The organism is Thalassotalea agarivorans (assembly GCF_030295955.1).
Classification (GTDB): Bacteria; Pseudomonadota; Gammaproteobacteria; order Enterobacterales; family Alteromonadaceae; genus Thalassotalea_D; species Thalassotalea_D agarivorans.
In genome coordinates this window covers 2,890,072-2,915,713 of sequence record NZ_AP027363.1, presented here as the reverse complement: position 1 = coordinate 2,915,713, position 25,642 = coordinate 2,890,072, and the positions used below count along the sequence as shown (strand labels likewise).

The 25,642-nt window shown below is 41.8% G+C and carries 23 protein-coding genes; 15 read left to right on the top strand and 8 right to left on the bottom strand.

Translation table 11 applies throughout. The annotated features are described in order from the left end of the window. Positions 1–84: 84 nt before the first annotated feature. Positions 85–2,175 (top strand): EAL domain-containing protein, encoded by a 2,091-nt coding sequence (locus QUD85_RS13265; protein WP_093330989.1) that lies wholly within the window; start codon positions 85–87, stop codon positions 2,173–2,175. Positions 2,176–2,179: 4 nt separating this feature from the next. On the opposite strand, the gene QUD85_RS13260 is transcribed toward QUD85_RS13265, so the two are convergent. Then, complete coding sequence (locus QUD85_RS13260; protein ID WP_093330992.1) at positions 2,180–3,331, bottom strand: YcbX family protein; 1,152 nt, start codon at positions 3,329–3,331, stop codon at positions 2,180–2,182. 113 nt (positions 3,332–3,444) lie between these two features. On the opposite strand from QUD85_RS13260, the gene mpl reads away from it, so the two are divergent. The 6 genes from mpl (at position 3,445) to QUD85_RS13230 (ending at position 9,131) form a co-directional block, all read left to right on the top strand. Continuing rightward, the gene (mpl, locus tag QUD85_RS13255; protein ID WP_093330994.1) at positions 3,445–4,815 is read left to right on the top strand and encodes a UDP-N-acetylmuramate:L-alanyl-gamma-D-glutamyl-meso-diaminopimelate ligase; all 1,371 of its coding nucleotides are present in this window, start codon (positions 3,445–3,447) and stop codon (positions 4,813–4,815) included. 51 nt (positions 4,816–4,866) lie between these two features. Continuing rightward, positions 4,867–5,487, top strand: a complete 621-nt coding sequence (locus QUD85_RS13250; protein WP_281241771.1) for a flavin prenyltransferase UbiX — start codon at positions 4,867–4,869, stop codon at positions 5,485–5,487. Positions 5,488–5,528: 41 nt separating this feature from the next. Beyond that, on the top strand, positions 5,529–5,972 hold the full coding sequence (locus QUD85_RS13245) for a DUF3291 domain-containing protein (RefSeq protein WP_407705080.1): 444 nt from the start codon (positions 5,529–5,531) through the stop codon (positions 5,970–5,972). 125 nt (positions 5,973–6,097) lie between these two features. Next, positions 6,098–6,655 (top strand): DUF4136 domain-containing protein, encoded by a 558-nt coding sequence (locus QUD85_RS13240; protein WP_093331004.1) that lies wholly within the window; start codon positions 6,098–6,100, stop codon positions 6,653–6,655. A gap of 84 nt (positions 6,656–6,739) precedes the next feature. Continuing rightward, positions 6,740–7,282 (top strand): DUF3016 domain-containing protein, encoded by a 543-nt coding sequence (locus tag QUD85_RS13235; protein ID WP_093331007.1) that lies wholly within the window; start codon positions 6,740–6,742, stop codon positions 7,280–7,282. Between the two features lie 247 nt (positions 7,283–7,529). Next, positions 7,530–9,131 (top strand): mechanosensitive ion channel family protein, encoded by a 1,602-nt coding sequence (locus QUD85_RS13230; RefSeq protein ID WP_245732131.1) that lies wholly within the window; start codon positions 7,530–7,532, stop codon positions 9,129–9,131. A gap of 1 nt (position 9,132) precedes the next feature. Here QUD85_RS13230 and QUD85_RS13225 read toward each other — a convergent pair whose 3' ends face one another. Both QUD85_RS13225 and epmB read right to left on the bottom strand, forming a co-directional pair. Continuing rightward, positions 9,133–9,435 carry a hypothetical protein gene (locus QUD85_RS13225; protein WP_245732132.1) on the bottom strand — a complete coding sequence of 101 codons (303 nt, stop codon included), beginning with the start codon at positions 9,433–9,435 and terminating at the stop codon, positions 9,133–9,135. 35 nt (positions 9,436–9,470) lie between these two features. Next, positions 9,471–10,487 (bottom strand): EF-P beta-lysylation protein EpmB, encoded by a 1,017-nt coding sequence (epmB, locus tag QUD85_RS13220; RefSeq protein WP_093331015.1) that lies wholly within the window; start codon positions 10,485–10,487, stop codon positions 9,471–9,473. A 46-nt stretch (positions 10,488–10,533) separates the two neighbouring features. Here epmB and efp point away from each other — a divergent pair, with 46 nt between their 5' ends. Together efp and QUD85_RS13210 are read left to right on the top strand one after the other, a co-directional pair. After that, positions 10,534–11,103: an elongation factor P gene (gene efp, locus QUD85_RS13215; RefSeq protein WP_093331018.1), complete on the top strand. Its 570-nt coding sequence runs from the start codon at positions 10,534–10,536 to the stop codon at positions 11,101–11,103. Between the two features lie 143 nt (positions 11,104–11,246). Next, positions 11,247–11,915, top strand: a complete 669-nt coding sequence (locus QUD85_RS13210; protein ID WP_093331020.1) for an outer membrane beta-barrel protein — start codon at positions 11,247–11,249, stop codon at positions 11,913–11,915. Positions 11,916–11,972: 57 nt separating this feature from the next. Here QUD85_RS13210 and QUD85_RS13205 read toward each other — a convergent pair whose 3' ends face one another. Then, a complete protein-coding gene (locus tag QUD85_RS13205; protein ID WP_093331022.1) occupies positions 11,973–14,246 on the bottom strand; it encodes a S9 family peptidase in 2,274 nt (757 codons plus the stop codon). Positions 14,247–14,474: 228 nt separating this feature from the next. On the opposite strand from QUD85_RS13205, the gene QUD85_RS13200 reads away from it, so the two are divergent. The 6 genes from QUD85_RS13200 (at position 14,475) to panP (ending at position 21,935) form a co-directional block, all read left to right on the top strand. After that, positions 14,475–15,401, top strand: a complete 927-nt coding sequence (locus tag QUD85_RS13200; RefSeq protein WP_093331027.1) for an ABC transporter ATP-binding protein — start codon at positions 14,475–14,477, stop codon at positions 15,399–15,401. A gap of 1 nt (position 15,402) precedes the next feature. After that, positions 15,403–16,176 carry an ABC transporter permease gene (locus QUD85_RS13195; protein ID WP_093331033.1) on the top strand — a complete coding sequence of 258 codons (774 nt, stop codon included), beginning with the start codon at positions 15,403–15,405 and terminating at the stop codon, positions 16,174–16,176. Then, positions 16,176–16,859 carry a tRNA (guanine(46)-N(7))-methyltransferase TrmB gene (gene trmB, locus QUD85_RS13190; protein WP_093331035.1) on the top strand — a complete coding sequence of 228 codons (684 nt, stop codon included), beginning with the start codon at positions 16,176–16,178 and terminating at the stop codon, positions 16,857–16,859. Before QUD85_RS13195 ends, trmB begins: the two co-directional genes overlap by 1 nt. A 113-nt stretch (positions 16,860–16,972) precedes the next feature. Continuing rightward, positions 16,973–18,109 carry an N-acetyl-alpha-D-glucosaminyl L-malate synthase BshA gene (gene bshA / locus QUD85_RS13185; RefSeq protein WP_093331036.1) on the top strand — a complete coding sequence of 379 codons (1,137 nt, stop codon included), beginning with the start codon at positions 16,973–16,975 and terminating at the stop codon, positions 18,107–18,109. After that, positions 18,109–20,307 (top strand): cation:dicarboxylate symporter family transporter, encoded by a 2,199-nt coding sequence (locus QUD85_RS13180; RefSeq protein WP_093331037.1) that lies wholly within the window; start codon positions 18,109–18,111, stop codon positions 20,305–20,307. The genes bshA and QUD85_RS13180 overlap by 1 nt, the downstream gene beginning before the upstream one ends. Before the next feature lie 2 nt (positions 20,308–20,309). Next, complete coding sequence (panP, locus tag QUD85_RS13175; RefSeq protein WP_093331040.1) at positions 20,310–21,935, top strand: pyridoxal-dependent aspartate 1-decarboxylase PanP; 1,626 nt, start codon at positions 20,310–20,312, stop codon at positions 21,933–21,935. On the opposite strand, the gene panC is transcribed toward panP, so the two are convergent. The 4 genes from panC to pcnB are packed head-to-tail and all read right to left on the bottom strand — an operon-like array spanning position 21,932 to position 25,463. After that, positions 21,932–22,786, bottom strand: a complete 855-nt coding sequence (panC, locus tag QUD85_RS13170; protein ID WP_093331042.1) for a pantoate--beta-alanine ligase — start codon at positions 22,784–22,786, stop codon at positions 21,932–21,934. The two genes, panP and panC, sit on opposite strands and share 4 nt — an antisense overlap. Positions 22,787–22,797: 11 nt before the next feature. Then, positions 22,798–23,592, bottom strand: coding sequence for a 3-methyl-2-oxobutanoate hydroxymethyltransferase (gene panB / locus QUD85_RS13165; RefSeq protein WP_093331044.1), 795 nt, complete (start codon positions 23,590–23,592; stop codon positions 22,798–22,800). A 57-nt stretch (positions 23,593–23,649) separates the two neighbouring features. Next, complete coding sequence (gene folK / locus QUD85_RS13160) at positions 23,650–24,135, bottom strand: 2-amino-4-hydroxy-6-hydroxymethyldihydropteridine diphosphokinase (protein WP_093331047.1); 486 nt, start codon at positions 24,133–24,135, stop codon at positions 23,650–23,652. Continuing rightward, positions 24,135–25,463 (bottom strand): polynucleotide adenylyltransferase PcnB, encoded by a 1,329-nt coding sequence (pcnB, locus tag QUD85_RS13155; RefSeq protein WP_093331051.1) that lies wholly within the window; start codon positions 25,461–25,463, stop codon positions 24,135–24,137. The genes folK and pcnB overlap by 1 nt, the downstream gene beginning before the upstream one ends. Positions 25,464–25,642 lie beyond the last annotated feature (179 nt).

Genomic DNA, 25,642 nt, shown 5'->3' with positions numbered 1-25,642 from the left:
TAGTTGATAAAAGTACTTACAATGGATTTCGTACTTTGCTATCTTTAGCCTAAGTAAAAAAACAACAATACTATATAGTTATTCATGGACGGCATATTTTCTTCTACATATTCAGGGCGTAAGTTCGTATTGTTCTTTGCGCTATTGTTTGCATTACCAGCTTCGGCTAGTGATTCAGGCTTCACGTTTGTCGATTTTATTTTCGCGTTTGTCCTTGGTATTAGTCTGCCTGTTGTTGTATTTGCTGTACTCATAAAGCCGATGTTCTCGGTCAAACTTAAGTATGCATTGTTACTTTCCGGCAGTGCCCTTGCCATGCTTAACGCCTTGTCTCAGTCTTCCCCTTATCAGCAGTCGTTGATGCTGTCATGCGCGGCAATATTTTTGCTGGTTGTGTATATGTGGCCGTTCAACATCCTAAATAAGAAAGAAGGCATGGTGCTTAATGGATTAACCTACCTTACTGGATTTATTACCGGTTTTTATGTGTTTGCTTTATGGCTGTTTCCAGATATGTCAGCTGGACTTACCTGGATTGCTTTTGCCAGTGTGCCTCTGTTACTTGGTGCTTATCGAATGATCAGTTTCAGCGCCAACAGCGAGCATCATTTTGCACGCTATATTAGCCAATGGGCAGGTGCACTTATATTTGCCGTAGCAACTTACTTTTATTTAACTAATGCCATTACAGATACAGCGCTTGTTGTGTATACGGTGACAAGTTATCTCGTCGCTTTAGTTAATGGTAGTTGGATGATGGTACTTAAATTACTGACCTATGTGTCAGAAAAGGCCGGTCGTGACGAGCAAGATTATGAATCATTGTTCGTATACAGCCATGATCCGGCAACTAACTTGCCAACCGAACAACATGCTGTCCACAAGATCGAAAGTCAGCTACAAAAATCGCCCGATAATCGTTTTGCCGTTTTAGTCTTTAAACCTGTCAATTTTTCTCAGGTTAACAACATTCTTGGCCATAAGAACTCTGATATTTTGTTGTTGCAGTTTGCTTATCGTTTGCAGCTTGCACTCGCCGAAGAAGAATCACTTCTCAATTTTGAAGGCTCGGCTTCGCCTGTACGAGTAGCACGCGCGCACGGCTTACAATTTATTGTGGCATTGAATTTAACTAGCACTAATCATCCCGCAGATATCATGATTAGAGATATGGCCAAAAAGATTGCTGGCGCCGTGCCCGATGCGATGAGCTTTAAGAATTTTTCATTAAATTTTAAATTATCTTTTGGTAGCGCCATTATCGGTGATTTTAATACTTCGCCTGCTGATGCTATTGCAAAAGCTGAGGATGCGCTTCGTGTTGCTCAGCAGCAAGAACAGTTAATTCACCATTATGACGCGGCGGATGCGTTTTATACCGATACACAACTAGCGCAAATGGAACAACTTCAAGAAGATATCGCTCAGGACAACTTGCAATGGCGAGTATTGCCGCAAGTTAGTCTAACTGAAGATACCTTGTGTGGCTTTGAGCTTAAGGTGCAATGGGTAACTAATACGGGCGTTGTCTTGCCGCTGAATGAGTTTGTTAAAATTGCAGAGCATAGTGGTGACGTTTATGCCGTAACTAAGCTCGCGATTACGCATGCGATTGCGCTGATTAAGGAACTAAACGAGCTTAATAGTCACCTGCCAGTAGCAATTAACCTATCGAGTACCGACCTGCTAGAAGCAGACCTTATCGACTTTATCGAAATGCAGTTGGCACTGCACGATATCCCGGCAGAGCGATTGAAAATAGAGCTTAATGAACAGGTAGTAATTGACGCGTGTGAACGAAGCAAGTTTATTGTTGACCAGTTAAAAGCAATTGGTGTGGTCATCTCAATTGATTATTTTTCAGGTAGCTATGAATCACTGCGCTACATTCGTCGCACTGCGGTTGATGAAATAAAAATAGATTGTGGACACTTGTCTGAACAAGACGACAATGGCGCAGATAGAGCGATACTACTCACTTTTATTCAACTGGCTCAAAGCATGAATATACCTGTTATTGGTATTAATGTGGACAGCCAAGAAGTGGTACGTATATTTAGAGGTAGCGGTGGCAACTGGACGCAGGGTCATGCGGCGCAAAAACCATTAGAAATTACCGAATTTACGCCGTGGCTCTCTGCTTATTTTGAGCGCCATCCATACGCACTCCATTAACAATTTATCCCTGAACGAGGGTTATGTTGCCCAGTGGAATACTACTACATGCAAGCACATAGCCCTCACCCTTTTCTTGATCTGTTAATGCATCATCTTTTAGCTGCAGTACTTGCCCATCTGCCACTTTGATTTTGCAGCGACCACAAATACCACCTCGACAAGAATAGGGCAATATCAGACCTGCCGCTTCACCTTGCTCTAGTATAGTTTCTTGGTTGTTACCTTTATGGTAAGTGTCCCAACTGTCAAAAAGTATATTAACGCTTGTTTCATTTGAAGGTGGTGCGATTTTTTCAATTTCCGTTGTTTTCTCGTTAGACTTTTTTTGCGGCACTAACGTTGGCCTTGTTGCTTTTGTGCGGATAATCTCTACGCTATCACCAACGTTAATTTGGCCTTGATTAAGGGGGATCATGTTTTGTCCAAACAGCACTTCTCCTTCTTCGTCGCGACGATATTTCATTAATGTAGCAAGTGGCTCATTGTCGGAAGATGCTTCGCCCGTTTTGGGATCTATTGTCGTGAAGTTACAGCGCGTACAGGGTTTCACAACTTCAAACTCTACTTCGCCGATTCGAATATGCAGCCATTGGTCTTCAGCAAAAGCTTCAGCACCTGAAATTTCAATGTTTGGCCTAAACTGCGCCATTGAAAATGTTTGCCCGGCTTTGTCGGATAGATCGGCAAGAGATGATTGCGAAGCGAGTAATAGCGGATAACCGTCGGCAAACGCGACTTGTTTGGTAGAATTTTTTACCAGACGGCTCGAATCGCTGCCAAAGTACAGTAATTGACAGGGCTTATTTAGATATTGGCTAAACCACTTATCTATTTGCTGGCCGCAATGTTGCGCTGCTATTTCGCTACTCCACACAGTAACCGTTTGGTAGCGTTGGCTAAAGCTTTGATAATTCAACTCGAGTTTCGGCATATCGGGCGCGATCAGTATTAGGCCTGTTGGCGTAATATTGGCCTGAATCAAACAAAGTTTGCTATCGCTGCGAGCAGTAATAAATTTACCGAGTAAATCACTGACAACAAATCGTCTATCAAAGGATAATCCATAGTCGTCAATCCAACTATTAGATAGGTGCACGCCTTTAATTGATTTTATCGGGTAGGTGACGATGTCGGATACAAAAATGTCAGTCATAGCTTTGTGTGGGTAAAAAATTATAGGCTTTTATTTTGAAAGCTAAATTCGGGTAATGCAAATACTTCACGTCTACGGTATATTTTGCTCATTGCACTGTTAAGAATTCTATTATGCATATTCATATTTTAGGGGTGTGTGGCACCTTCATGGGCGGCATTGCCGCTATTGCTAAGTCACTTGGTTTTAAGGTGTCCGGCACTGACGCCAATGTTTACCCACCGATGAGCACTCAATTAGCACAACTTGGTATCGAGCTTTATCAAGGCTATGACAGTAAGCACTTAGAAAATGATGAACCTGATATGGTGATTATTGGTAATGCCATGAGTCGTGGTAATGCAATGGTTGAGTATGTATTAGATCGCAATATTCCTTATATCTCAGGACCACAATGGCTGCTGGAACATGTATTGAAAGATCGATGGGTAGTTGCATTGTCGGGTACGCACGGCAAAACAACAACTGCGTCAATGGTGGCTTGGATTTTGGAATACGCCGAGTTATCCCCTGGCTATTTAATTGGCGGCGTGCCACAAAACTTTGGTCAGTCTGCACGACTCGGTGAAAGCCCTTTTTTCGTGATAGAAGCTGATGAATACGACACCGCATTTTTTGATAAACGCTCTAAGTTCGTTCATTACAGACCAAGAACGTTGGTGATAAACAATTTAGAGTTTGACCATGCTGATATTTTTGCCGACCTTGGCGCAATCCAAACTCAGTTTCATCATGTCATTCGCATGGTACCCAGTAACGGCCGTGTTATTTACCCGCCGGTTCAATCAATTAAACAAGTTATAGACAAAGGTATATGGAGTGAACAAGAAGTGAGTCATGGTGTGGTCTCAGAAGACGAGATTAACAATGGCTGGCAAGCAGTGAAAACCCATGGCAATGGTAGTGCTTTTGACGTTTATTTTGACCAACAAAAAGTGGGACATGTCGCTTGGCAACTCATCGGCGATTTTAATATTGAGAACGCGTTGTCAGCGATAGCAGCTACAAGGCATGCCGGCGTTACGGTTGATATTGCGTGCCAAGCGTTAGGCGAGTTTATTAATACTAAACGCCGACTAGAGTTAAAAGGCGAGGTTAATCAAATCAAGGTCTACGATGATTTTGCCCATCATCCAACCGCTATTTCTCAAACGTTAAAAAGTGTGCAGGCGGATAAACACCAAGGTCGAGTGATTGCGGTACTTGAACCGCGATCCAATACAATGAAACTAGGCATACATAAGCAGGCGCTCGCCGATGCTTTAGCTATTGCAGATTATGTCTATCTCTATCAGGGTGAAGATGTGCAGTGGTCGGTAGATGATGTTATTGCGGATAAAGCAAAAGGGTTTGCCACATCGCAACTTTCGCAATTAGTTGATAAAATAGCAAAAGATGCGATGCCTGATGATGCCATTGTGGTAATGAGCAACGGTGGTTTTGGTGCAATACATGACAAACTATTAAAGGCGCTCGCGAGTTAATATTTATATTTGGGGTCAGAACATGTTCTGACCCCAATGATTGGAGAAGATGTGGCTTCATTTGAAAAAACGATTACGTTAGCAATTACAGGTGCGTCAGGTGCGCCTTATACCATGCGTTTGATAGAGTGCTTGCTGGCGGCAAATTACCAACTGTATATCCTTGTTTCTAGTGCAGGGCGAATCGTTTTAGATACAGAAGAAGGTTTTAAGTTGCCTTCATCACCGGATGCTGCAACAGAAAAATTTACTCAGCACTTTAATGCGAAAGCAGAGCAGATCAAAGTTTTTGGCAAACACGAATGGTTCTCGCCTGTGGCATCGGGATCTGCAGCGCCAAAACAGATGGTTGTTGTTCCGTGCACTGCAGGCACCTTAGCATCTATCGCTAATGGTTTGAGTGATACTTTGATTGAGCGAGCTGCTGACGTAGTGATCAAGGAAAAGGGTCAACTTGTGATGTTGATTCGCGAGATGCCATTTTCAACCATTCATTTACGCAACATGCTTAGTCTATCTGAGCAGGGCGTCACGATAATGCCAGCCAACCCAGGTTTTTATCACAACCCTAAAGATATAAACGATCTTGTTGATTTTGTTGTGGGTCGTATTTTAGACCACTTGGGAATCGATCAATCGATTATGCCGCGTTGGGGTTACGGCGAAAGTTAAGCGCTTTTTACAAGGGCTTTTTATACAACAATAAGGAAAACATGATGTATCTTGCCCAACTAAATATTGCTAAAGCTAAATACCCGTTAGATGCACCAGAAATACAGCCCTTTGTCGAGAATCTTGAACCCGTGAATTTAAATGCTGAACAAAGCGAAGGCTTTGTTTGGCGTTGGCAAGAAACAGAGGGGGAAACGGCTAATATCCCGCTGTTTAACGAATCAAATGTCATCGTAAACATGTCCGTTTGGACCTCGCCAGACACGCTCAAGCAGTTTATGATGGGTGACCAACACAAACCCTTTCTAAGTCGTAAGAAAGAGTGGTTTGAGCCAATAAAAGCCGCTAGTTATGTACTATGGTGGATTCCTAAAGATCATATCCCTTCGCTAGAAGAAGCCGCGCAAAAATTACATTATTTACGCGCTCATGGTGAGACAGAGCAAGCATTTACGTTTAAACATCTTTTTGCTGCCAAAGAATAGACGTAGGTTTTGAAAACTGCCATCACAGCAGTTTGCTAACGTGAATACAAATCGTTGCAAAATAGTTATGATTTTTTGCTGATAAAGTGTAAAAATGAAGTAAATAACACAAGGAAATAATAACAATGACTACTCCCCGTATTATTAGTTTAATTGCATCTATCCTTTTAATAAGTGCATGCGTTCAAGTGCAAGAAAACAGTACTCAGGCATCTCGCTTAGCTGTATCTGCAGTACAAGATATGCCGGCTAATTTTGAACAAGGTAGCACATTTGCCATTGTGCCGATAAAGGTCGAGCACCAACGTTATAGCGACGAAGAGGTCGACGGCGCTTACCACATTTATGCTAATGCGATCACACAACAGATGATCGACAGAGGTTACACTGTTGTTCAGGAGCCAAAAATAGCCAAGATATGGGTGCGTTTTGCGCTTGTCCTAGAAGAAGATGTGTCTGATGCGACGATTGCGGAGAAATTTGGCGTTGTACCTGGATTACCTCATACAGACGGTTTAGAAAAGGGCAGCTTTCTTGTTGCTATAGAAGATGCAGAACAAATGCAACGTGTATGGCGTGGCGCTGCACAGGGTTTTGTGCATGAAGAATTGCCTGTAAATGAGCGTATTGCACGTACAGAAAATATCGTTTCACAAGTGTTTAAACAATATCAGCCAAAATAATTACAAATAAATACAATTATTTAGTGAAATTGTCGTATATTTAGTTTGTAGCTGAATTAATTTTTATTGCTTTGAGGAGAGCGTATGAAAAAATTAGTTTCTAAAATAGCTGTGTTAGTGTTTGGCGCAGCGTTAATGGCGGGTTGTTCTTCTACTGGAGAGCAAGAAACTTCGTATGTTTCTGATAGTTTTGAAACGGTAAAAATTACTTGGCAAGACTTTGACAAGTATCGTGATATTCGCTCCGGACAAGAGTCTCGCAAGGGCTTTAGAGAGCGTGTATTCAATACTATGAACAAACATTTCAATGAGCTTATGGGTAACTTACCACAAGGTTACAAGTTAGATATGGTTGTTACCAATGTTGATTTAGCTGGTGATACGATTATGACCACAAATCAAATCCGTGTGATTAAAGAGCCATACTACCCAAGCTTTGATTTTTCATACAAATTGATGGACAACACAGGTAAGGTTGTAGCTGAAGCTACAGATGTTAATGTAAAAGACATGAACTTCTTACAAAGTGTTACCTTGAAATATCGTAGAGACTTTTTAGGACATGAGAAATTTATGTTCGATAAATGGTTCAAAGATACCTTTGGTGAATTTTACGAAGCAAAATAGTTTAGCTAAACATTAAAAAAAGCCGCTCTTGAAGCGGCTTTTTTATTGTGAATGAAACATATGTTGAGTAACAGTTTTGAATCAACATATAAACCTTATTATCAATCTTAATTGAATAGAAAATAACTAAAGCCGCATACTGTGCGGCTTTTTGTTGCCTAGATTTTGATCTACTTATATGCTGTTATTACAAAACACTACTTTTATTTCAGATAGATAGAGTTGTTGATTTATGGTCAGAGTCTTAATGTTTGCTAGCTTACTATTGTTTTTGAGTCCTGAAGCGTTCGCTTATCAGGAGGAAGGTGTATCCGTTAAACAAGTGCTAGAGCAACAAGAAGACGCTGAAAAAGAACAGCTAGAAGGAGCTGAAAATGCCTTTGATGTGCCTTCTGACGAATTTAATCGCGGCCAACCAAGAAGTGCAATGGCGGGTTTTTTGCGTGCAGCAAGAAATAATGACTTTGCATTGGCGGCAAACTATCTTGATTTACGCAACCTATCAGACGCGACCAAAGTGTATGGTGGTGAAGAACTTGCACGTAAGCTTTACGTCATACTGAATCGATCATTATGGGTAGACTTGCATGCCATTAGTGAACACCCCAAAGGGAATTTGACTGAAGAAGTACCTAGTTACCGAGAACTGGTAGGCAAAATCACAACCAAAAATGGTCGCGTGAACGTGCTACTGCAGCGTATTCCGCGCAAGGAAGATCGGGTACGAATTTGGAAAATCTCAAACGCAACAGTAGAACAAATTCCTGCGCTATACAAAGAATTTGGTTATGACGCGTACGGAGAGTGGTTAAGTCGTCATCTGCCTTCAGCAAGTGCGTTTGGTGTTGAGCTTTGGCAATGGCTGTATTACTTGTCAATTACCTTTGCGTATTACCTAGCGGTGGCAATCGTAACCTTTATCGCTACCTTGATTATTAAACGCGTCAATAAAGAAGTTAAACCTTACACCATTAGTTTTATTCGTGGTCCTGTTACCTTGCTCGCTACGATTATTATTGCACGATCAATTCTAGTCGAAGAGAACATGACATTTGCCGTTAGGGCGATATTTGAAGGGGCCACCATACTGATATTTGCATGGTGTTGGTTCTTCTTCCGCGCGGTAGATCTTGTTAATGAAGTGATGAAAGAGCGCTTTATTTCACAAGAAAAACCGCTAGCCGTCTACTTACTGCGTCCAGCAGGTACAGTGTTTAAAAGTATTATCGTTATCGTCGGCTTTTTAGTTTGGTTGGAAAATCTTGGCTTTAGCGCAACCACGCTGCTAGCGGGTTTAGGTATTGGTGGTATCGCGTTTGCTTTGGCCGCCCAAAAAACTATTGAAAACATCATTGGTGCGGTGACCTTATATACTTCGGCGCCCGTTAAAATTGGCGACTATTGCCGTTTTGGCACGCAACGTGGTGTGGTTGAAGAAATAGGATTAAGAGCAACGCGTATTCGTACTGTTGAACGCACAGTTGTTCATATTGCCAATTCTCAGTTTGTTGACCTACAAATCGAAAACTATACGGAACGCGAGCGAATCGCTTACAGACCAAGAATTCGGGTAGCGCCAGATACTAAGCATGCAAAGTTACAGGCATTTATGACCGACTTTAAAGCGCTGCTTGATGCTCATGATATGATTTTGGAAAAGCCATGTCGTGTGTTTTTGCGGGGCTTTACCGTTCAAGGGTTAGATCTTTATGTACTGGCGTACGTGGGTACCTTGGATTGGGAGCTGTATTTAAGTACGACAAGTGAGATTAACTTGCAAGCATTGGAGTTGCTTAATAAACATGACGTTAAAGTAGTATATACTATCGACATGAATACAGCGACGTGATTTAGTCGCTGTAACTACTTTCAAACTGTCCAAGTACCGCAAACAATTGTTCTATCTTTTTCACCATTGCCACTAACGTGGTTTGGCTTTGCGACTGTTGCCAACGCACTAAATCATCCGCTAGTTCTTCGACATAAGGTTGAAAGGTATCTGCGCTTACACTGAACGCTGAATCTGTCGTAAAAATAGACTTAAACTTCGCTTTGTCGTTAGCTCGTAAATCAGCCAACGTGGCGTCTGCTGCCAAAGATTTTTTCAGAATTATCGATATGTTGTCGATCAATTGTTGATTAATATCGCTCATGATAAGGCTTAGGGTTTAATTACAAGACCCAGTTATTATCTCAAATTTATAGGCGTTTTGTTAGGTTCGCCTGCGATTTCTTTTACCAATTTAGGGACTAAATAGCCCGACAAGTTTGCTAACAATTGTTCATACAAAGCTTGCGCTTTCTCGATGCCTGTATCGAAATGTGCTGCACCTTGGACGGCGTCAAAAGTATGCAAGTAATAGGGTAAAATACCGATATCAAATAATGCATTACTTAACGCAACTAGCTGTTCAACATTGTCATTAACCTCTTTAAGTAAAACGCTTTGGTTTAACAGCGTGATACCTGCACGTTTAAGTTTTTCAACAGCATCAGCGACATCTTGGTCGATTTCATTGGCGTGATTGATATGAGTAACTAGTACAACATTAAGGCGCGATTGCGCTAACATTTGGCAAAAGGCCTGAGTGATACGGCTCGGTATTACCACCGCTAATCGAGTATGAATGCGCAACCTTTTTATGTGGCTTATCTGCTCTATTTTTTCGACAAACCATGCTAATTGCTGATCGTTTGCCATCAATGGGTCGCCACCGCTAAAAATCACTTCGTCTATTTCGCTGTGCTGCTCGATATAGTCGAGTGCTTGTTGCCACCTCACTTTATTGGGGCTGTTATCTTCGTAGGGAAAGTGTCGCCTAAAACAGTAACGGCAATTGATTGCACATCCGGCCTTTACGATTAACAGCACTCGATTTTTGTATTTATGTAGTAAACCTTCAACCGCAGTATCATGCTCTTCTAACGGGTCGGTTACATAACCAGGTGTTTCCACAAACTCGTCAGCCATCGGCATCACTTGTTTTAGCAACGGATCGTTGATGTTGCCCTGCTCAATTCGTGATAGGTACGGACGCGGTACGCGCACAGGAAAAAGTTTACGCGCAGCAAAGGCTTGTTCGTATTGTTCAGGTGGAATGGATAAAGCGAGCAACAGTTCTTTGGGATCTGTGATCACTTCTGCCAATTCTTTTTTCCAAGAAGTGTGCAAATTTGGTTCGATTTGCGTTATTATTTGCGGCATTTCTATATTTCGTAAAGTCAAAAGCTTCCATAAGAGAATTTATATTATGGCTAATTTCAGTACAAACCAATTTAAAGCCGGCCTTAAAATAATGGTTGACGGCGAACCTTGCAACATTTTAGAGAACGAAATTGTTAAGCCAGGTAAAGGACAAGCATTTAACCGCGTAAAAATTCGCAAATTATTATCGGGTAAAGTGCTGGAAAAAACATTCAAGTCAGGTGACTCTGTTGAAGGCGCTGATGTTATGGATGTTGACTTAGCATACTTGTATGCTGATGGTGAATTCTGGCATTTCATGAACAATGAAACCTTTGAGCAAATTGCTGCTGACGAGAAAGCAGTTGGTGACATGGCAAAATGGTTAGTTGAAGGTGATATCTGTACGATCACTAACTGGAATGGTTCTCCAATTTCAGTAACCCCGCCAAATTTTGTTGAGTTGGAAATTACTGAAACAGATCCAGGCCTTAAAGGTGATACTGCCGGAACTGGTGGTAAACCAGCTACTTTAACAACGGGTGCTGTAGTCAGAGTACCTTTGTTTGTTCAGATTGGTGAGGTAGTAAAGGTTGATACTCGTTCAGGTGAATACGTCTCTCGTGCTGGTAAATAGAAAGCCCATATAATGTTGATAAGCCACGCAAAAGCGTGGCTTTTTTATTTGTATTTCTGACTATATATCGACATACGCTAGTCATCGATGTAAATTTTGTGTTAACTTTTTAGAGGACATCGCAGCAACAATAAGGACGAGATATGAAAATGAGTAAATGGGGTACTATCGTCGGGAGTATATTGCTCTTTTGGATCACAACGACACAAGCGCTTGCCAATGAATCCATTCGCTCGGGCAAATGGGAAGGCAGTTTCCAAATTATTGGTGCTGATGATCAATTCATTGAAAGTTACGAAGGCTCAACACTCGAAATTAAAGATGATTTAGGTTGGGGTTTTACTTTAGGGTATAACTTTAACCCACACGTCGCCGTAAATTTTGAAATGGTAGCGACAAGACCTACCTATAAAGCCAACTTAATCGATGACAATGGTAATGAAGTACCTGAGATTCATCACAAAGCAGATATTTGGCATAGCCAATTTAATCTGGTTTATAACGTATTTAGCACAAAGTTTACGCCGTACGTTCAAGCTGGCGTTGGCTGGACCTATATTGATTCGAACATTGCCAGCGCGCCGCCAGAAGGCGTTTGTTGGTGGGATCCTTGGTGGGGTTGGATTTGCGACACCTATCAAGCGACCTACAATGACTCGCGCTTTTCATACAATGGCGCCGTGGGTTTGAAGTATGAATTTGATAACTATAGTTTTGTACGTGCGGGTGTCGGCATGAACTTTGTCAGCACAAATAGCGGGGAAGACCTCGATCTAACTGTGGTAAAACTAGAGATTGGTTCGCTGTTTTAATCAAGCGAAAGAAATAAAAAAGCCAGTAGCATGCTACTGGCTTTTTTTTGTAGCAAATTACTCTGGTTTCAAGTGTTCAACAAAGTAGTTTGTTTGCATGGTTTTATAATGCAATACCGTACCTTCGCCTTCTCGAATCGAATGGCTTCTATTTGGGTACGACATAAAATCAAATTGACGATTATGTTTAATAAGTTCGTTAATTAAACTTTCGGCCCCCTGATAATGCACGTTGTCGTCACCTGTACCATGAATAAGCAATAACTTACCTTCTAAGTTTTTTGCATGAGTAATCGGTGAACCTTCTACATAGCCTTCTTCATACTCAGGTAATAATCCTGAATAACGTTCTTGGTAAATAGTATCGTAAAGCTTCTGATCGGGTACCGGTGCAGAAGAAATACCTACATGGTATTGTTTCGGATATCTAAACAACATGTTAAGTGTCATAGAACCACCACCTGAATGTCCCCAAATACCCACTCTGTCTGTGTCGATATAAGGCCATTGCTTTGCCATAGCTGTTAATGCATCAGACTGATCTCGTGAAGATAGCACACCAACCGCGCCATAAATTGATTTACGCCACGCCTGGCCTTTTGGCGCTCGCGTACCACGATTATCTATTGAAGCAACTATAAAGCCTTTTTGGGTGAGTAACTGATCCCACAAATAACTGTTGCCACGCCACCTGTCTTGTACCGTTTGTCCCCATGGTTCGCCATAAACGAAAAAGATAATCGGATACTTTTTGTTTGGATCAAAGTCTGCAGGTCTTGTGATATAACCATCTAGTGGTAATCCATCTTGCGCTTTTACTTGGAAAAACTCTGTTTTCGCATGTTCAAATGTGGCAAGTTTATCCCGTAATGCTTTGTTATCCATCAAGGTGTGTTTAGTCTCATGACCATCAACAGCAACTAATCTGATTTGTGTTGGCTCAGTAAAACTTGAGTGATAGTGAATAGCCCATTGACCATTGTCAGACATGTAATAGTTATTCGAACCAGAGAAATTGTTTGGCGTGACGCGCTGATTTAATACAGAGCCGTCAAGTTTACTGCGATACAAATAGCGTTGAGCAACGTCATCGGGCGAAGCGATAAAGTACAACCAACCGTTGGTTTGATCGATGGCTTGTAAACCGGTGACGTCAAAATTGCCATCCGTTAAGTTAACAAGTGACGAACCGTCACGAGATACTTTGTAAAAATGACGCCAGCCACTGCGTTCACTTGTCCAGATAAAATCCTCGCCGCCGTCAAGCCAATGCGCATCATCATAAAAATCTAAAAAGTGTTCTTCTTTCTCGGTAAAAACATGGCGTGTATTACCGGTTTTAGCATCGGCAAGATAAAGCAAATTGGTGTCTTGTTTGCGATTGACATGTTGAATCAGAATAGCGTCGCTATTACCGGCCCAATTCATTCGCGGGATATACATTTCTCGGGAATTGTTAGGCAATTCTGGCCATAATGTTTTCTTGGTCTCTAGATTAACAATAGCGACTTTAGCAAGTGCATTGGTTTCGCCTACTTTAGGGTATGGGAATTTGGTAATGGTTGGATACAAGGTATCGGTGTTGTTAATCATGATGAAGTCTTTGCTACCGCTAGTATCGAGTTGCCAATACGCGATGTGTTGTCCATCAGGGCTCCACCTAAAGCCGTCTCTGATGATGAATTCTTCTTCATAAACCCAGTCAAACAAACCGTTAATAATACCGTCTTTACCGTCTTTGGTTAGCGCATCTATTGCACTGCTACTCAAGGATTCGACATAAATATTGTCAGCATGTACATAGGCAACTTGCTCACCATCGGGTGAAAACTTAGCAAACATCAAACTGCTAGGCGTTTGCATCTCGCCACCTAATTGCTTAAGTGCATTTGTTGATAAGTCCAACACCCAATAGTCACCACGACTATTTGAGCGCCAAACTTTTTTGCTATTGGTGTAAATCAGTAACTTTGAACGATCTGCTGACCAGCTGTAATCGTCGATGGTTAATGCCTTGTCGCTTCCTTTGGGAGTCAATTGAGCCGCGCTTACCAAAACAGTTCGGGCTAATGTATCCGGATTATAAACGACAATATCTTTGCCGCTTTCGCCGTTTTCTACTGCGGTATAACCTGAACCGTCGGCTAACCATCTGATGCGGCCTATACCATCAGAACGAAAAGTTTGGTCTTTGTAGATTTGTTCCAATGTTAATGATGGCGCTGTGTCATTTATGTGTTGGGTGTTTTTATCTTCTTGCTGACAACCAAATAATGTGGAGGCAGTGGCCGCCGAAATTAGCAATGCCTTTGTAAAGGGTTTAAAATTCATGTTTACATACCATATAGACTGTACGCAAACACTATAAGTTGTTTAAGTTTGAGTTACAACTAATTGTATACAATCTTCAAAATGTGTTTAAACAGGTGTTGACGGGGCTTATAATTGAGCTTGATGGCTTAGTAATGAACAATGCTAATAAGTTGATTGTGAATCTGCTAAACTGCCTGACTTATCATATGATTAGCACTAATTTTCCTACGCGAGGAGTCGTTTTATATGCAACATGCATTGGAAATAACGCAATTAAAAAAGACCTATAAAGGTGGCTTTGAGGCGTTAAAAGGTATCGACCTATCTGTTAAAGAGGGCGATTTTTTTGCTTTACTTGGGCCTAATGGCGCAGGCAAGTCTACCACCATCGGTATTATTACCTCGCTAGTCAACAAAACTGCTGGTCAAGTTGAAGTCTTTGGGCATAGTATCGACAGCGAATTGGAAACCGCCAAAAGTTATATTGGATTAGTGCCTCAAGAATTCAACTTCAATCAGTTTGAATCGCTCACCCGAATTTTGGTTAATCAGGCGGGTTACTATGGCGTAGAAAGAAAAGAAGCACATGTACGCGCCGAAAAGTATTTAAAGCAACTCGATTTATGGGACAAACGCGACAATGCTGCTCGCATGTTGTCAGGTGGTATGAAACGTCGTTTGATGATCGCAAGGGCGTTAATGCATGAACCAAAAATTCTTATACTCGATGAGCCAACTGCTGGCGTAGATATCGAATTAAGACGTTCTATGTGGGATTTTTTGCGCACCCTAAATCAGCAAGGAATCACCATTATTTTGACAACGCATTATCTCGAAGAAGCTGAAATGTTGTGTCGCAATATCGCTATTATCGACAAAGGTACCATCGTTGAAAATACCGATATGAAGTCGCTTTTGGCAAAACTTGATAAAGAAACGTTTGTCTTGGATCTAGCGACAGGTAGTGGCGAAGCAATTCTGGAAGGTTTCGAGTATCGACGCATCGACGAAACAACGATGGAAGTAGATGTTGAGAAAACGCGTCGCGTAAACCAGGTATTTGCTCAGCTGTCACAGCAAGGCATCGACGTGATCAGTATGCGCAATAAATCAAACCGCTTGGAAGAGCTTTTCGTTAACCTTGTAAAAAGCGCACAACAGGAGAACGCATAACATGTCATCGAGTGTGAATTACATTGCTCTAAAAAGCATTCTACATAAAGAAACACACCGCTTTATGCGTATCTGGGTGCAAACACTTGTACCGCCTGCCATTACCATAAGTTTATATTTTATAATCTTTGGCTCGTTGATTGGTTCTAGAATAGGTCAAATGGGGGGATTTGATTATATGTCATTTATCGTCCCTGGCCTGATTATGATGAGTGTAATAACAAACTCCTACTCTAATGTGGCATCGAGCTTTTTCTCGGCTAAATGGCAGCGAAACCTTGAAGAAATGTTGGTAGCACCTGTGCCTAATTGGGTTATTGTCGCCGGCTACGTGGGTGGCGGCATGGCAAGAGGTATCCTAGTCGGTATCATTGTTACCATTATTGCGATGTTTTTTACTCAAATTCAAATTCACAATATTTGGGTAATCATCGTAACCGTTGCACTTACCTCTGCTACTTTTGCGCTTGGTGGCTTGATTAATGCGATTTTTGCCGGCAGTTTCGATGATATATCAATCATCCCAACTTTCGTATTAACCCCATTAACTTATTTGGGTGGCGTGTTTTATTCATTGAGCTTATTACCTGAGTTTTGGCAGTGGGTGTCAAAAGTCAATCCAATCGTTTATATGGTTAACGCGTTTAGGTATGGATTTTTAGGCTATACCGATGTCGATTTAACCTTGAGTTTTACCGTGCTTGGCGTATTTATTGTGACTTTGTTTACCGTTGCAATGACACTGATAACTAAAGGGATAGGGTTACGCTCGTAATGTCTGATATTGAAACAACACCATCGGGTGATTCAAAGGCGATCATCAGCAACCAGACGGGCATACATGACAATTTGCAGAAAATCGTTGAGAAGCATGCTAAGCATGCTTTTCAAAAGCCTATTCAAGCGCATACGCAAATCGCCTTTGATGAAGTTAATAAATTAGTTCAGGCACACCAAGGCGACATTATTCTTGATGCATGCTGCGGTGTCGGGCAAAGCACGCGAATTCTCGCACAACAACATCCTGACGCTTTAGTGATTGGGGTGGACAAATCAGCTAATCGTATCGAACGGCAGGTGGAGGATATTTGGTCTGCAGATAATTATGTTTTAGTGCGTGCAGATTTAAATGATTTTTTCAGACTCGTTGAACAAGCAAAGTGGCCGGTAACCAAGCATTATGTGTTGTACCCTAATCCATGGCCAAAATCTAAGCATGTTCAGCGCCGCTGGCATGGCAGTGCTGTTTTTCCAACGATGCTCAATATTGGCAAAGAGATGATTTTGCGAAGTAACTGGCGTTTATATCTAGAAGAGTTTCAATACGCCGCTCAATTGTTGAATATCAGTAGTGAAATCAGTGCTGTTGCACCTGCGCAACAAGCGCTTACTCCCTTTGAAGCAAAGTACCAAAACAGCAGTCAACAGTGCTGGCAACTCAAGTTAAAATTAAGTTAATAAATAGTTGCAAGTTTAAAAGCTAAGCTACTAATATATAAACAGTTCACCTTGTTTTGTGACGTTTGTTGTGTCTACAAAATTCCAGACATCAGGTATTAGAAAGCAAAGCGATGAAGATAGGTATTGTTTGCCACCCTAGCATAGGTGGTTCGGGTCTTGTTGCGACTCAGTTAGGTGTAGGGCTAGCAAAAAAAGGCCATGAAGTGCACTTTATCGCACAGATGAGACCTTTCAAGTTAGATGAATTGCCCAATGTATTCTTTCATGACGTAGAGCGCATTAACTATCCGTTGTTTGACGACCCTTTGGTGACATTTGCGTTAACAGCAAAAATTGTCGAAGTTGCCACCGAGTTTCAACTTGATATCGTTCATGCTCACTATTCTATTCCACACTCGCTAAGTTGTTATTTAGCAAATGAAATTAGTCCACATAAATTTGCCGTAATTACCACCATACATGGCACCGATGTCACCATTGTTGGTCGTGACAAGCCGTTATTTCCATTAAATCGGTTTAGTATCAATCGCAGTTGTATGGTAACCACTGTGTCTCATTTCCAAAAACATTATGTCGAGAAACATTTTGATATCGAAAAAGAAATTGTTGTTGTGCATAACTTTATCGATTCAAAAGTTTTTACGCCGAATAACTACAGTGATAAAACACGCGCGAAATTGGCTGCCGCTGATGAAAAAATCATTATGCATATTTCGAATTTCAGACCGGTGAAAAATACCGATACGGTGATTAAGGTATTTAAGAACTTGACCGAAAAAGTAAATGCTAGACTAATTTTATTAGGGGACGGCCCTGAGCTTGCAAGAACAAAAACCATGTGCGCCGAACTGGGTATTGGCGATAAAGTTACTGCATTGGGAAAGGTCAGAAATGTCGAAACTTTGCTTCCTGTTGCTGACTGTATTATTCAACCAAGTTTTAATGAATCGTTTTCCATGGTGGCGCTAGAAGCTATGGCATGTGGAGTCCCGCCTGTGCTGAGCAATTGTGATGGCATACCAGAAGTTGTTGTTGATGGCGTTACAGGGTTTATGGCAGACCCGTTAGATGTCGAAAAATTAACAGATGCGTGTTATAAAATCTTAAGTGATCGTGTGTTGGCCGAAAAAATGGCTGATGCAGGCAGAGCGCATGCCATTAAAACCTTTGCTTGGGAAGAGAAGGTCAGTGAGTATGAAGCTGTGTATCAACAGGCAATCGTATTGCGCCAAAATGAGAAGTGTTAATGGCATTTAAAAAACTAAAAATGAGTATGTCTACTTTGATCCTATTGTCTTTTGCAATAGGGATCGTTGTTGGTTTGTTTTTTGGTGAAATGGTGGCTTGGATGGCCATTATTGGTGATGCCTTCATCAAATTACTGCAAATGACCATCATTCCATATATTTTGGTGAGCCTCATTTCAAGTTTAGGACGATTGTCTCACCAGCAGGCACGATCGTTGGGTGTGCAGGTGGGCAAACTTATGTTGGTCATCTGGTTCTTTGGCCTGCTGTTCATCTACCTGATTAAGTTTACCTTTCCAGTTTGGGAAGCAGGGGATTTCTTCAACTTAAAAACTTTGGAAGCGCCACCTACGGTCAACCTATTGGATTTGTATATACCGTCAAACCCATTTTTCTCGCTATCTAATAGCTATATTCCTGCCATTGTATTGTTCTGTGTTGCAACAGGTATTGCACTTATTTCAATGGATAAAAAAGAAATATTGTTAGAGCCTATGCAACTGCTGGGAGAGGCATTTAACAAGGTTACACAATACATTGTTAAATTGATGCCTTTGGGTATTTTTGCGATGACCGCATCTACCGCTGGCACAATGGATATCGGCGAGTTTGAAAAGCTACAAGTATATTTTGTCGCGCATATCATTATGACCGTCATTCTTACTTATTGGTTATTGCCGGCAATATTGGCAGCCTTTACGCCATTTAGTTATCGCGATATCACGACGATTGCTCGCGATGCACTCATTACGGCCTTTGCAGCTGGTAATATTTTTATTATTTTGCCGCTGCTTATTGAGCGCACCAAAGAGCTGTTTCACAAATATGATATCGGCGATAAAAGTACCGATGACTACGCCAATATTATTATTCCAATCGTCTTTAGTTTCCCAAATCTAGGCAAGCTACTGACCATAGTATTTGTTTTGTTTGCGGGTTGGTTTGCCGGCAGGGATGTCGATTTTGTCGGTTATATTCCCATGGCTATCAACGGTTTGATTAGCCTCTTTGGTAGTGTCTACCTAACAGTGCCTATGTTATTAGACTCGCTTGAATTACCAGCCGATTTATTCCAGCTCTATATGGTTTCAAGTTTGTTTACCAGTCGTTTTACGTCTTTGCTTGCTGCCATGAATATTTTTGTACTCGCTGTTGGTGGCACGGCTATTTTAACTGGTAGAGCCAAATTTAACGCGAAACGTTTGCTTGCATACAGCTTACTCACGCCTGTTGTCGTTGGCGGCATATTGGTTGCTACAACGGTAACGTTAAATCGCTTTATCGATACTGAATACGTAATGGATGAAGTGATTGCGCAAATGAGTACAGCCAAGGATTTACCAGAGGAAGTACGCACATACCATTTAGACACGAATACCGAGCCAACACCACCTCGAAATATTGCTGCAATCCAAAAAAGCGGTGTATTGCGTGTTGGCTACAACCCTAAGCAGGTGCCTTTTAGTTATTTTAATCAAAATGGTAAATTGGTTGGTTTCGATGTTGATATGATGGAGCAATTAGCGTCTGAAATTGGCGTTAAAATTGCGTTTATTCCTTATCGTATATCACAAGCATCGACAGCGATGAATCGTGGTGAATTTGATATTGCTGTTTCGGGTTTGCAAATGACAACGAGCAGTATCCAGCGCCTTATGTATACCGACCCTGTACTAGAGCTTCATTACTCGGTTGTTGTAAAAGATCATCGTGTACAAGAATTTAGTAACGAGAAAAACATACTTGATCACAGAGAAGTGCGGCTTGCAGCAGTTGGTGACTATTCAATTATTCCACAGTTGAAGAAACGCTATCCTAATTTGGTGGTAGAAAATATAGATTCAGATCGCACCTTTTTTGAAGATGATGGCAAGACTTGGGACGGTTTATTGATTAGCTTAGAGGCGGGTAAAGCTTGGACAATTTTGTATCCTGGATATACCACGCTGTTTAATCGAGAAAAAATTAAGTCATATCCTGCTTCCTATGCAGTAGCTAAGCGAAATGAGTCTTTACATACATTCTTAAACAACTGGTTAACCATTCAACATGCCTCAGGTTTTGTTAATGAATTGTATAGTTATTGGATTTTAGGTGAAAATGCCGTGCCTAAAGGCTCAAGATGGTCGATAATAAAGGACGTATTAGGTTGGGTAGAAGATGATAAGAGCTCAGCTAAAAAGAATAACGATCCGTAATTATGACCATTGAAAAACAACAAGCGAAAGCGACAGAAGCAACGCTCAATCGCATTTTTACTATACCTGAGTCGCCAGAAACGACATTAGGAAAAATAGAAAGACAAATCTCTGAAAATTTGGGTGGATTCTTAAACGAACATATTGTTGCGTTAGAAAAGCCTTTGACTGAAATCGAACAAGACTTTAGCGGCGCCAACATACCTGAGCAACCAAGTTTTGTTTCAGATCATACTCAACACCTCCTTGATAAATTAGTTGCACAGTCTGTCCATACTGCAAGCCCCAGCTTTATCGGCCATATGACTTCGGCATTACCTTATTTTGTTTTGCCTTTGTCTAAAATCATGGTGGGTCTAAACCAAAACCTCGTCAAAATTGAAACATCGAAAGCGTTTACTCCGCTTGAACGCCAAGTGCTTGGGATGATGCACAATCTTGTATATAAACAAGCAGACGATTTCTATGACGCTCATATGCACAGCCGCACTCATGCGCTTGGTGCGTTTTGTTCAGGTGGCACTATTGCCAATTTAACCGCGCTTTGGGTGGCGCGAAACAACGCTTTTAAGGCACAAGGTTCGTTTAAAGGCATCGCGGCTGAGGGGCTGCATAAAGCACTAGCGTATTACGGCTATGACGATGCGGTAATTTTAGTGTCTGAGCGTGGCCATTACTCCATTAAAAAGTCTGCTGACGTGCTTGGATTAGGGCGCGACAACGTGATCGCAGTAGCAACAGACTCCGAGCAAAAAATCGATATTGAACAACTGCGAAAATGCTGTGAATCGCTGTCAAAACAGAACAAAAAAATCATGGCAATCGTTGGTATTGCAGGTACTACCGAAACCGGCAAAGTTGATCCGCTCGCTGAAATGGCAGAGGTAGCTCGCCAGTATCAAGCGCATTTTCATGTTGATGCGGCTTGGGGTGGAGCCACTTTATTGTCTAACAATTATCGTCATCTATTGGCAGGTATCGACGAGGCAGACTCTGTTACTATTGATGCTCATAAACAGATGTATATCCCGATGGGAGCAGGCATAGTCGTATTTAAAGATGCGGAAGCTGCTAATATCATTAAACATCATGCAGAGTATATTTTACGTAAGGGCTCTAAGGATTTAGGTTCTCATACGTTAGAAGGTTCAAGACCGGGTATGGCTTTGTTACTGTATGCAAGTTTGCACATTATCAGCCGCCCTGGATATGAGCTGTTAATCGATAAGGGCATTGAAAAAGCTCATTATTTTGCTCAGCTGATAGCACAGCATGATGATTTTGAATTGATGACAGCACCTGAGCTGTGTTTACTCACTTATCGTTACGTGCCTGCTTGGTTGCAACAAAAGCTGAAGAACAAGAACACGCCTTTGGCGACGGAAGAACTTATCAACGCTAAACTTGATAGATTAACTAAAGTGATACAAAAGCAACAACGTGAAAGCGGTCAATCTTTTGTATCACGGACGCGTATTAATATGGAACGATACAATAATCGTTTAGTAGTTGTCTTTCGGGTCGTACTGGCGAATCCGCTGACCAGTAAGGAAGTATTACAAGAGATTCTCAACGAGCAAGTTGCTATTGCTGAACAGCATCAGCACTTACTCGCTGACTTTACTTAAGAGGCTTTGCGACTAACCGCTAGATTGTCGATTAGTCGCGCCTTACCGCAATGGGCAGCCGCTAAAATGACAAGGTTTCTATCGTCTTCGCTAGCAGGTTGTAATGTACGGGCATTAACAATATGGATGTAATCCACCTGCATGCCTGCATTATCTATCATTTCACCTGCTTGCTTTGACAAGCCAATAAAGTCCGAATCTTGCGACACTTTTTCCGCCAACCAGCTTAGCGCTTTAAACAACTCAGCGGCTTGCGCCTTTTCTTCATCGCTCAGGTAGTTATTGCGCGAACTCATGGCAAGTCCACTTGCTTCACGTTTTGTAGCAACAGGAATTATCTCAACAGGCATAGATAAATCTTCGACCATCGTTTGGATAACTTTGACCTGCTGATAGTCTTTAAGGCCAAAACAGGCGTTGTCAGGTTGCACCAAATTGAAAAGTTTACACACCACAGTAGCCACGCCTCTAAAATGGCCTGGGCGGCTTTCACCACAGTATATGTTTGACACATTAGGCACTTCGACAAAGCTTTGCTTGTCTAATCCTTTTGGATACATGATTTCAGGGGTAGGTAAAAACAGCAAATCCGTATTAACTGCGACTAATTTTGACTTGTCATCTTCCAAAGTGCGCGGGTAGTTATCAATATCTTCATTAGCGCCAAATTGCATTGGGTTGACAAAAATACTCGCTACAATTTTATCCGCGTGTTTATGTGCTTCCTCAACCAAGGAAATATGGCCGGCATGCAAGTTGCCCATGGTTGGTACAAAACCTATGGTTAGGCCTTCTCGTTTCCACGCTTGAATTTGTTGTCTAAGTTGCTCTATGTTGTCTACTGTGATCATATTAGCGTCTTTTAGTTAAAGGTATGCTCAGGACCAGGGAAGTTTCCGTTTTGAACTTCCTTTATATAAAGTTCAACAGCCGCTTTTATGTCGCCGGTGTCAACCAGAAAATTGCGAGAGAACTTTGGCATATAGCTAAATGAAATCCCAAGTGCGTCGTGCATGACTAAGATTTGACCGTCTGTTTCTTTACCTGCACCGATGCCAATTGTTGGCACATTGACAGCATCTGTAATTGCTTTGCCTAATGATGCAGGGACACACTCTAATACAATTAACTGCACGCCTGCTTTTTCTAGTGCTTTGGCTTGCTCAATCATATCAGCAGCTTGTTCTTCACTACGACCTTGCACTTTAAAACCACCAAACACATTGACTGACTGTGGGGTTAGGCCCAAGTGACCACACACAGGAATGCCTCGCTCTACTAGCCCTTCAATGGTGTCAACCAACCAGCGGCCACCTTCCATTTTTACCATTGAGGCACCCGCTTGCATAAGCTTAGTGGCATTCTCATACGCTTGTGTTTTGGTGGCATAACTCATAAATGGCATGTCAGCGATTACTAAGGTTTCGCTTACACCATTGGCAACGCTACGGGTATGATAGGCCATATCATCGACTGATACTGGCAGCGTATCGTCATTGCCTTGTAATACCATGCCTAATGAATCGCCAATTAAAATGGCATGTACGCCAGCTTGATCAAAAAGCTTCGCAAAACTTGCATCATATGCGGTGATAGTTGCGATTTTTTCACCGTTGTCTTTCATTTTTCGAAGTGTAGCGGTGGTGATTTTTGCCATAGGTAGACTCGCTTTTATATAAAGTTATAGCAGATACTGCGTGCTAAATTTTGCCTATTATATTGTACAAAGACGTTCAAGACCATTGCGGTCAATTGTCTCTGCTAATGCTTGGATAGATTGTCCGTTTGGAAGCGTTAATTCTGGGGAAATTTCTGCAAGTGGGATCAACACAAATTCACGTTCAGTTAAGCCATAGTGGGGCACAACAAGTCTCGGTTCGTCGATAATGTGTTGGCCATAAAGCAAAATGTCTAGATCCAAGGTTCTCGCGCCCCAACGTTTAATGCGCTCACGGCCAAAATCTTGCTCAATGGCTTGTAGCGAATCTAGTAATAAAATGGGCTCCAAAGACGTAGATAATTGTGCAACGGCATTAACATAATCAGGTTGATCTTGCGGTCCCATTGGTTTGCTGCCATATAAGGACGACACACCTGTTAACGTAGACTGAGGTAAACGCTTTAATGCTTCAATCGCTTGCTTTAGCTGATTTAGAGGGTCGTCTAAATTACTCCCTAAACCAATAAACACGGTATTCATTAGTTACCTGTACTCGGCTTTTTTCTGCGGCGATAACTACGTTTCTTTGTCGTTCTTCCACTATTAACAGCTTTTACCATGTGGTTTTGCGTTTGTGCAGGCACTTGTTGGAAATCTGTCCACCATTTTGCAAGCGCAGATAAGGTTTCTTTATCTACTTCTGCAGTATCGGCGCGCAGCAATAGGAAGTCGTAGCCGGCTCTAAACTTAGGATGTGTAACGAGTCGAAATGCTTTCTTTCCTTCGCGACGAGTTAAGCGCTCTTGCAACATCCATATATCTCGCATCACCGTTTGAAAACGGCGAGGTATCGCGATCGCCGCTTGCTGCTCGTCGATCACTTGCCCCATGGCAGCGTACATTGCATCTTGTGCAACGGCGCCTTTCTTTTCCATGAAACGTTGATAATGATGTTGTAACGGAACCCACAACATAACAGCTAATAAAAAGGCAGGCGTGACCCGCTGTTCATTCGCTATACGTTGATCTGTGTTGCTCAGAGCTTGTCTGATAAAAGCCAGTAATTGCGGATTATCATCGTTTAGCATGCGATCTGCTGCAGGGAAAAAGTAGCGGAACAAACCGTACTGACGCAACATTTCAAAATTAGCCAACGCTTTGCCCGATAAAAACATTTTGGTGTATTCTTCAAACATACGTGCTGGCGGGATATTACCCATCAACGACGAAAGCTCTGCGATAGGCGCCTGTGTATCTGGATGAATGGTCATATCCAGCTTAGTGGCAAAACGAATCGCTCTGATCATGCGCACAGGATCTTCACGGTAACGTGTTTCGGGGTCACCAATTAATCGGATTTGCCTATTGGCAATATCTTGCAAACCATTGGCGTAGTCATATACACAATAATCATCCACGCCGTAATATAAAGCGTTGACGGTGAAATCACGTCGCTGCGCATCTTCTTCAATCGAGCCGTAGATATTGTCTCGAAGTAACATGCCTTCGTTACTTTTTTTAGATATTTTGTCGTGATGCGCCTTTTCATTCGCGTCATGGTGACCCCTAAAGGTCGCCACTTCAATGATTTCCTTTCCAAACAAAATATGCGCCAAACGGAATCTGCGTCCAATTAAGCGACAATTTCTAAATACAGATTTAACTTGTTCTGGCGTTGCATCGGTCGCTATATCAAAGTCTTTGGGTTTAAGACCTAACAGAATATCTCTAACGCCACCTCCAACTAAGTAAGCCTTGAAGCCAGCTTTGTTGAGACGATACATTACTTTTACGGCATTTGGGCTCAGCATCTTGCGCGACACGGGATGTTGATCGCGTGTCAATTTGGTTGTGCCGGCCTGTTTCATATTCGCCTTGCCATTCTTAAGTTTGGATAAAATTCGTTTAATCAAATGATGTAAGAAACTAGTGTAGACCAAATCCTTAGAAGATAGATTTAGTGCTTGTTTTGGTTAAAAATAAGGCGAGTATGATATACCAAGCGCGTATAAATGAGAATGCAAATTCGGTTAATTTTGCTGTATTT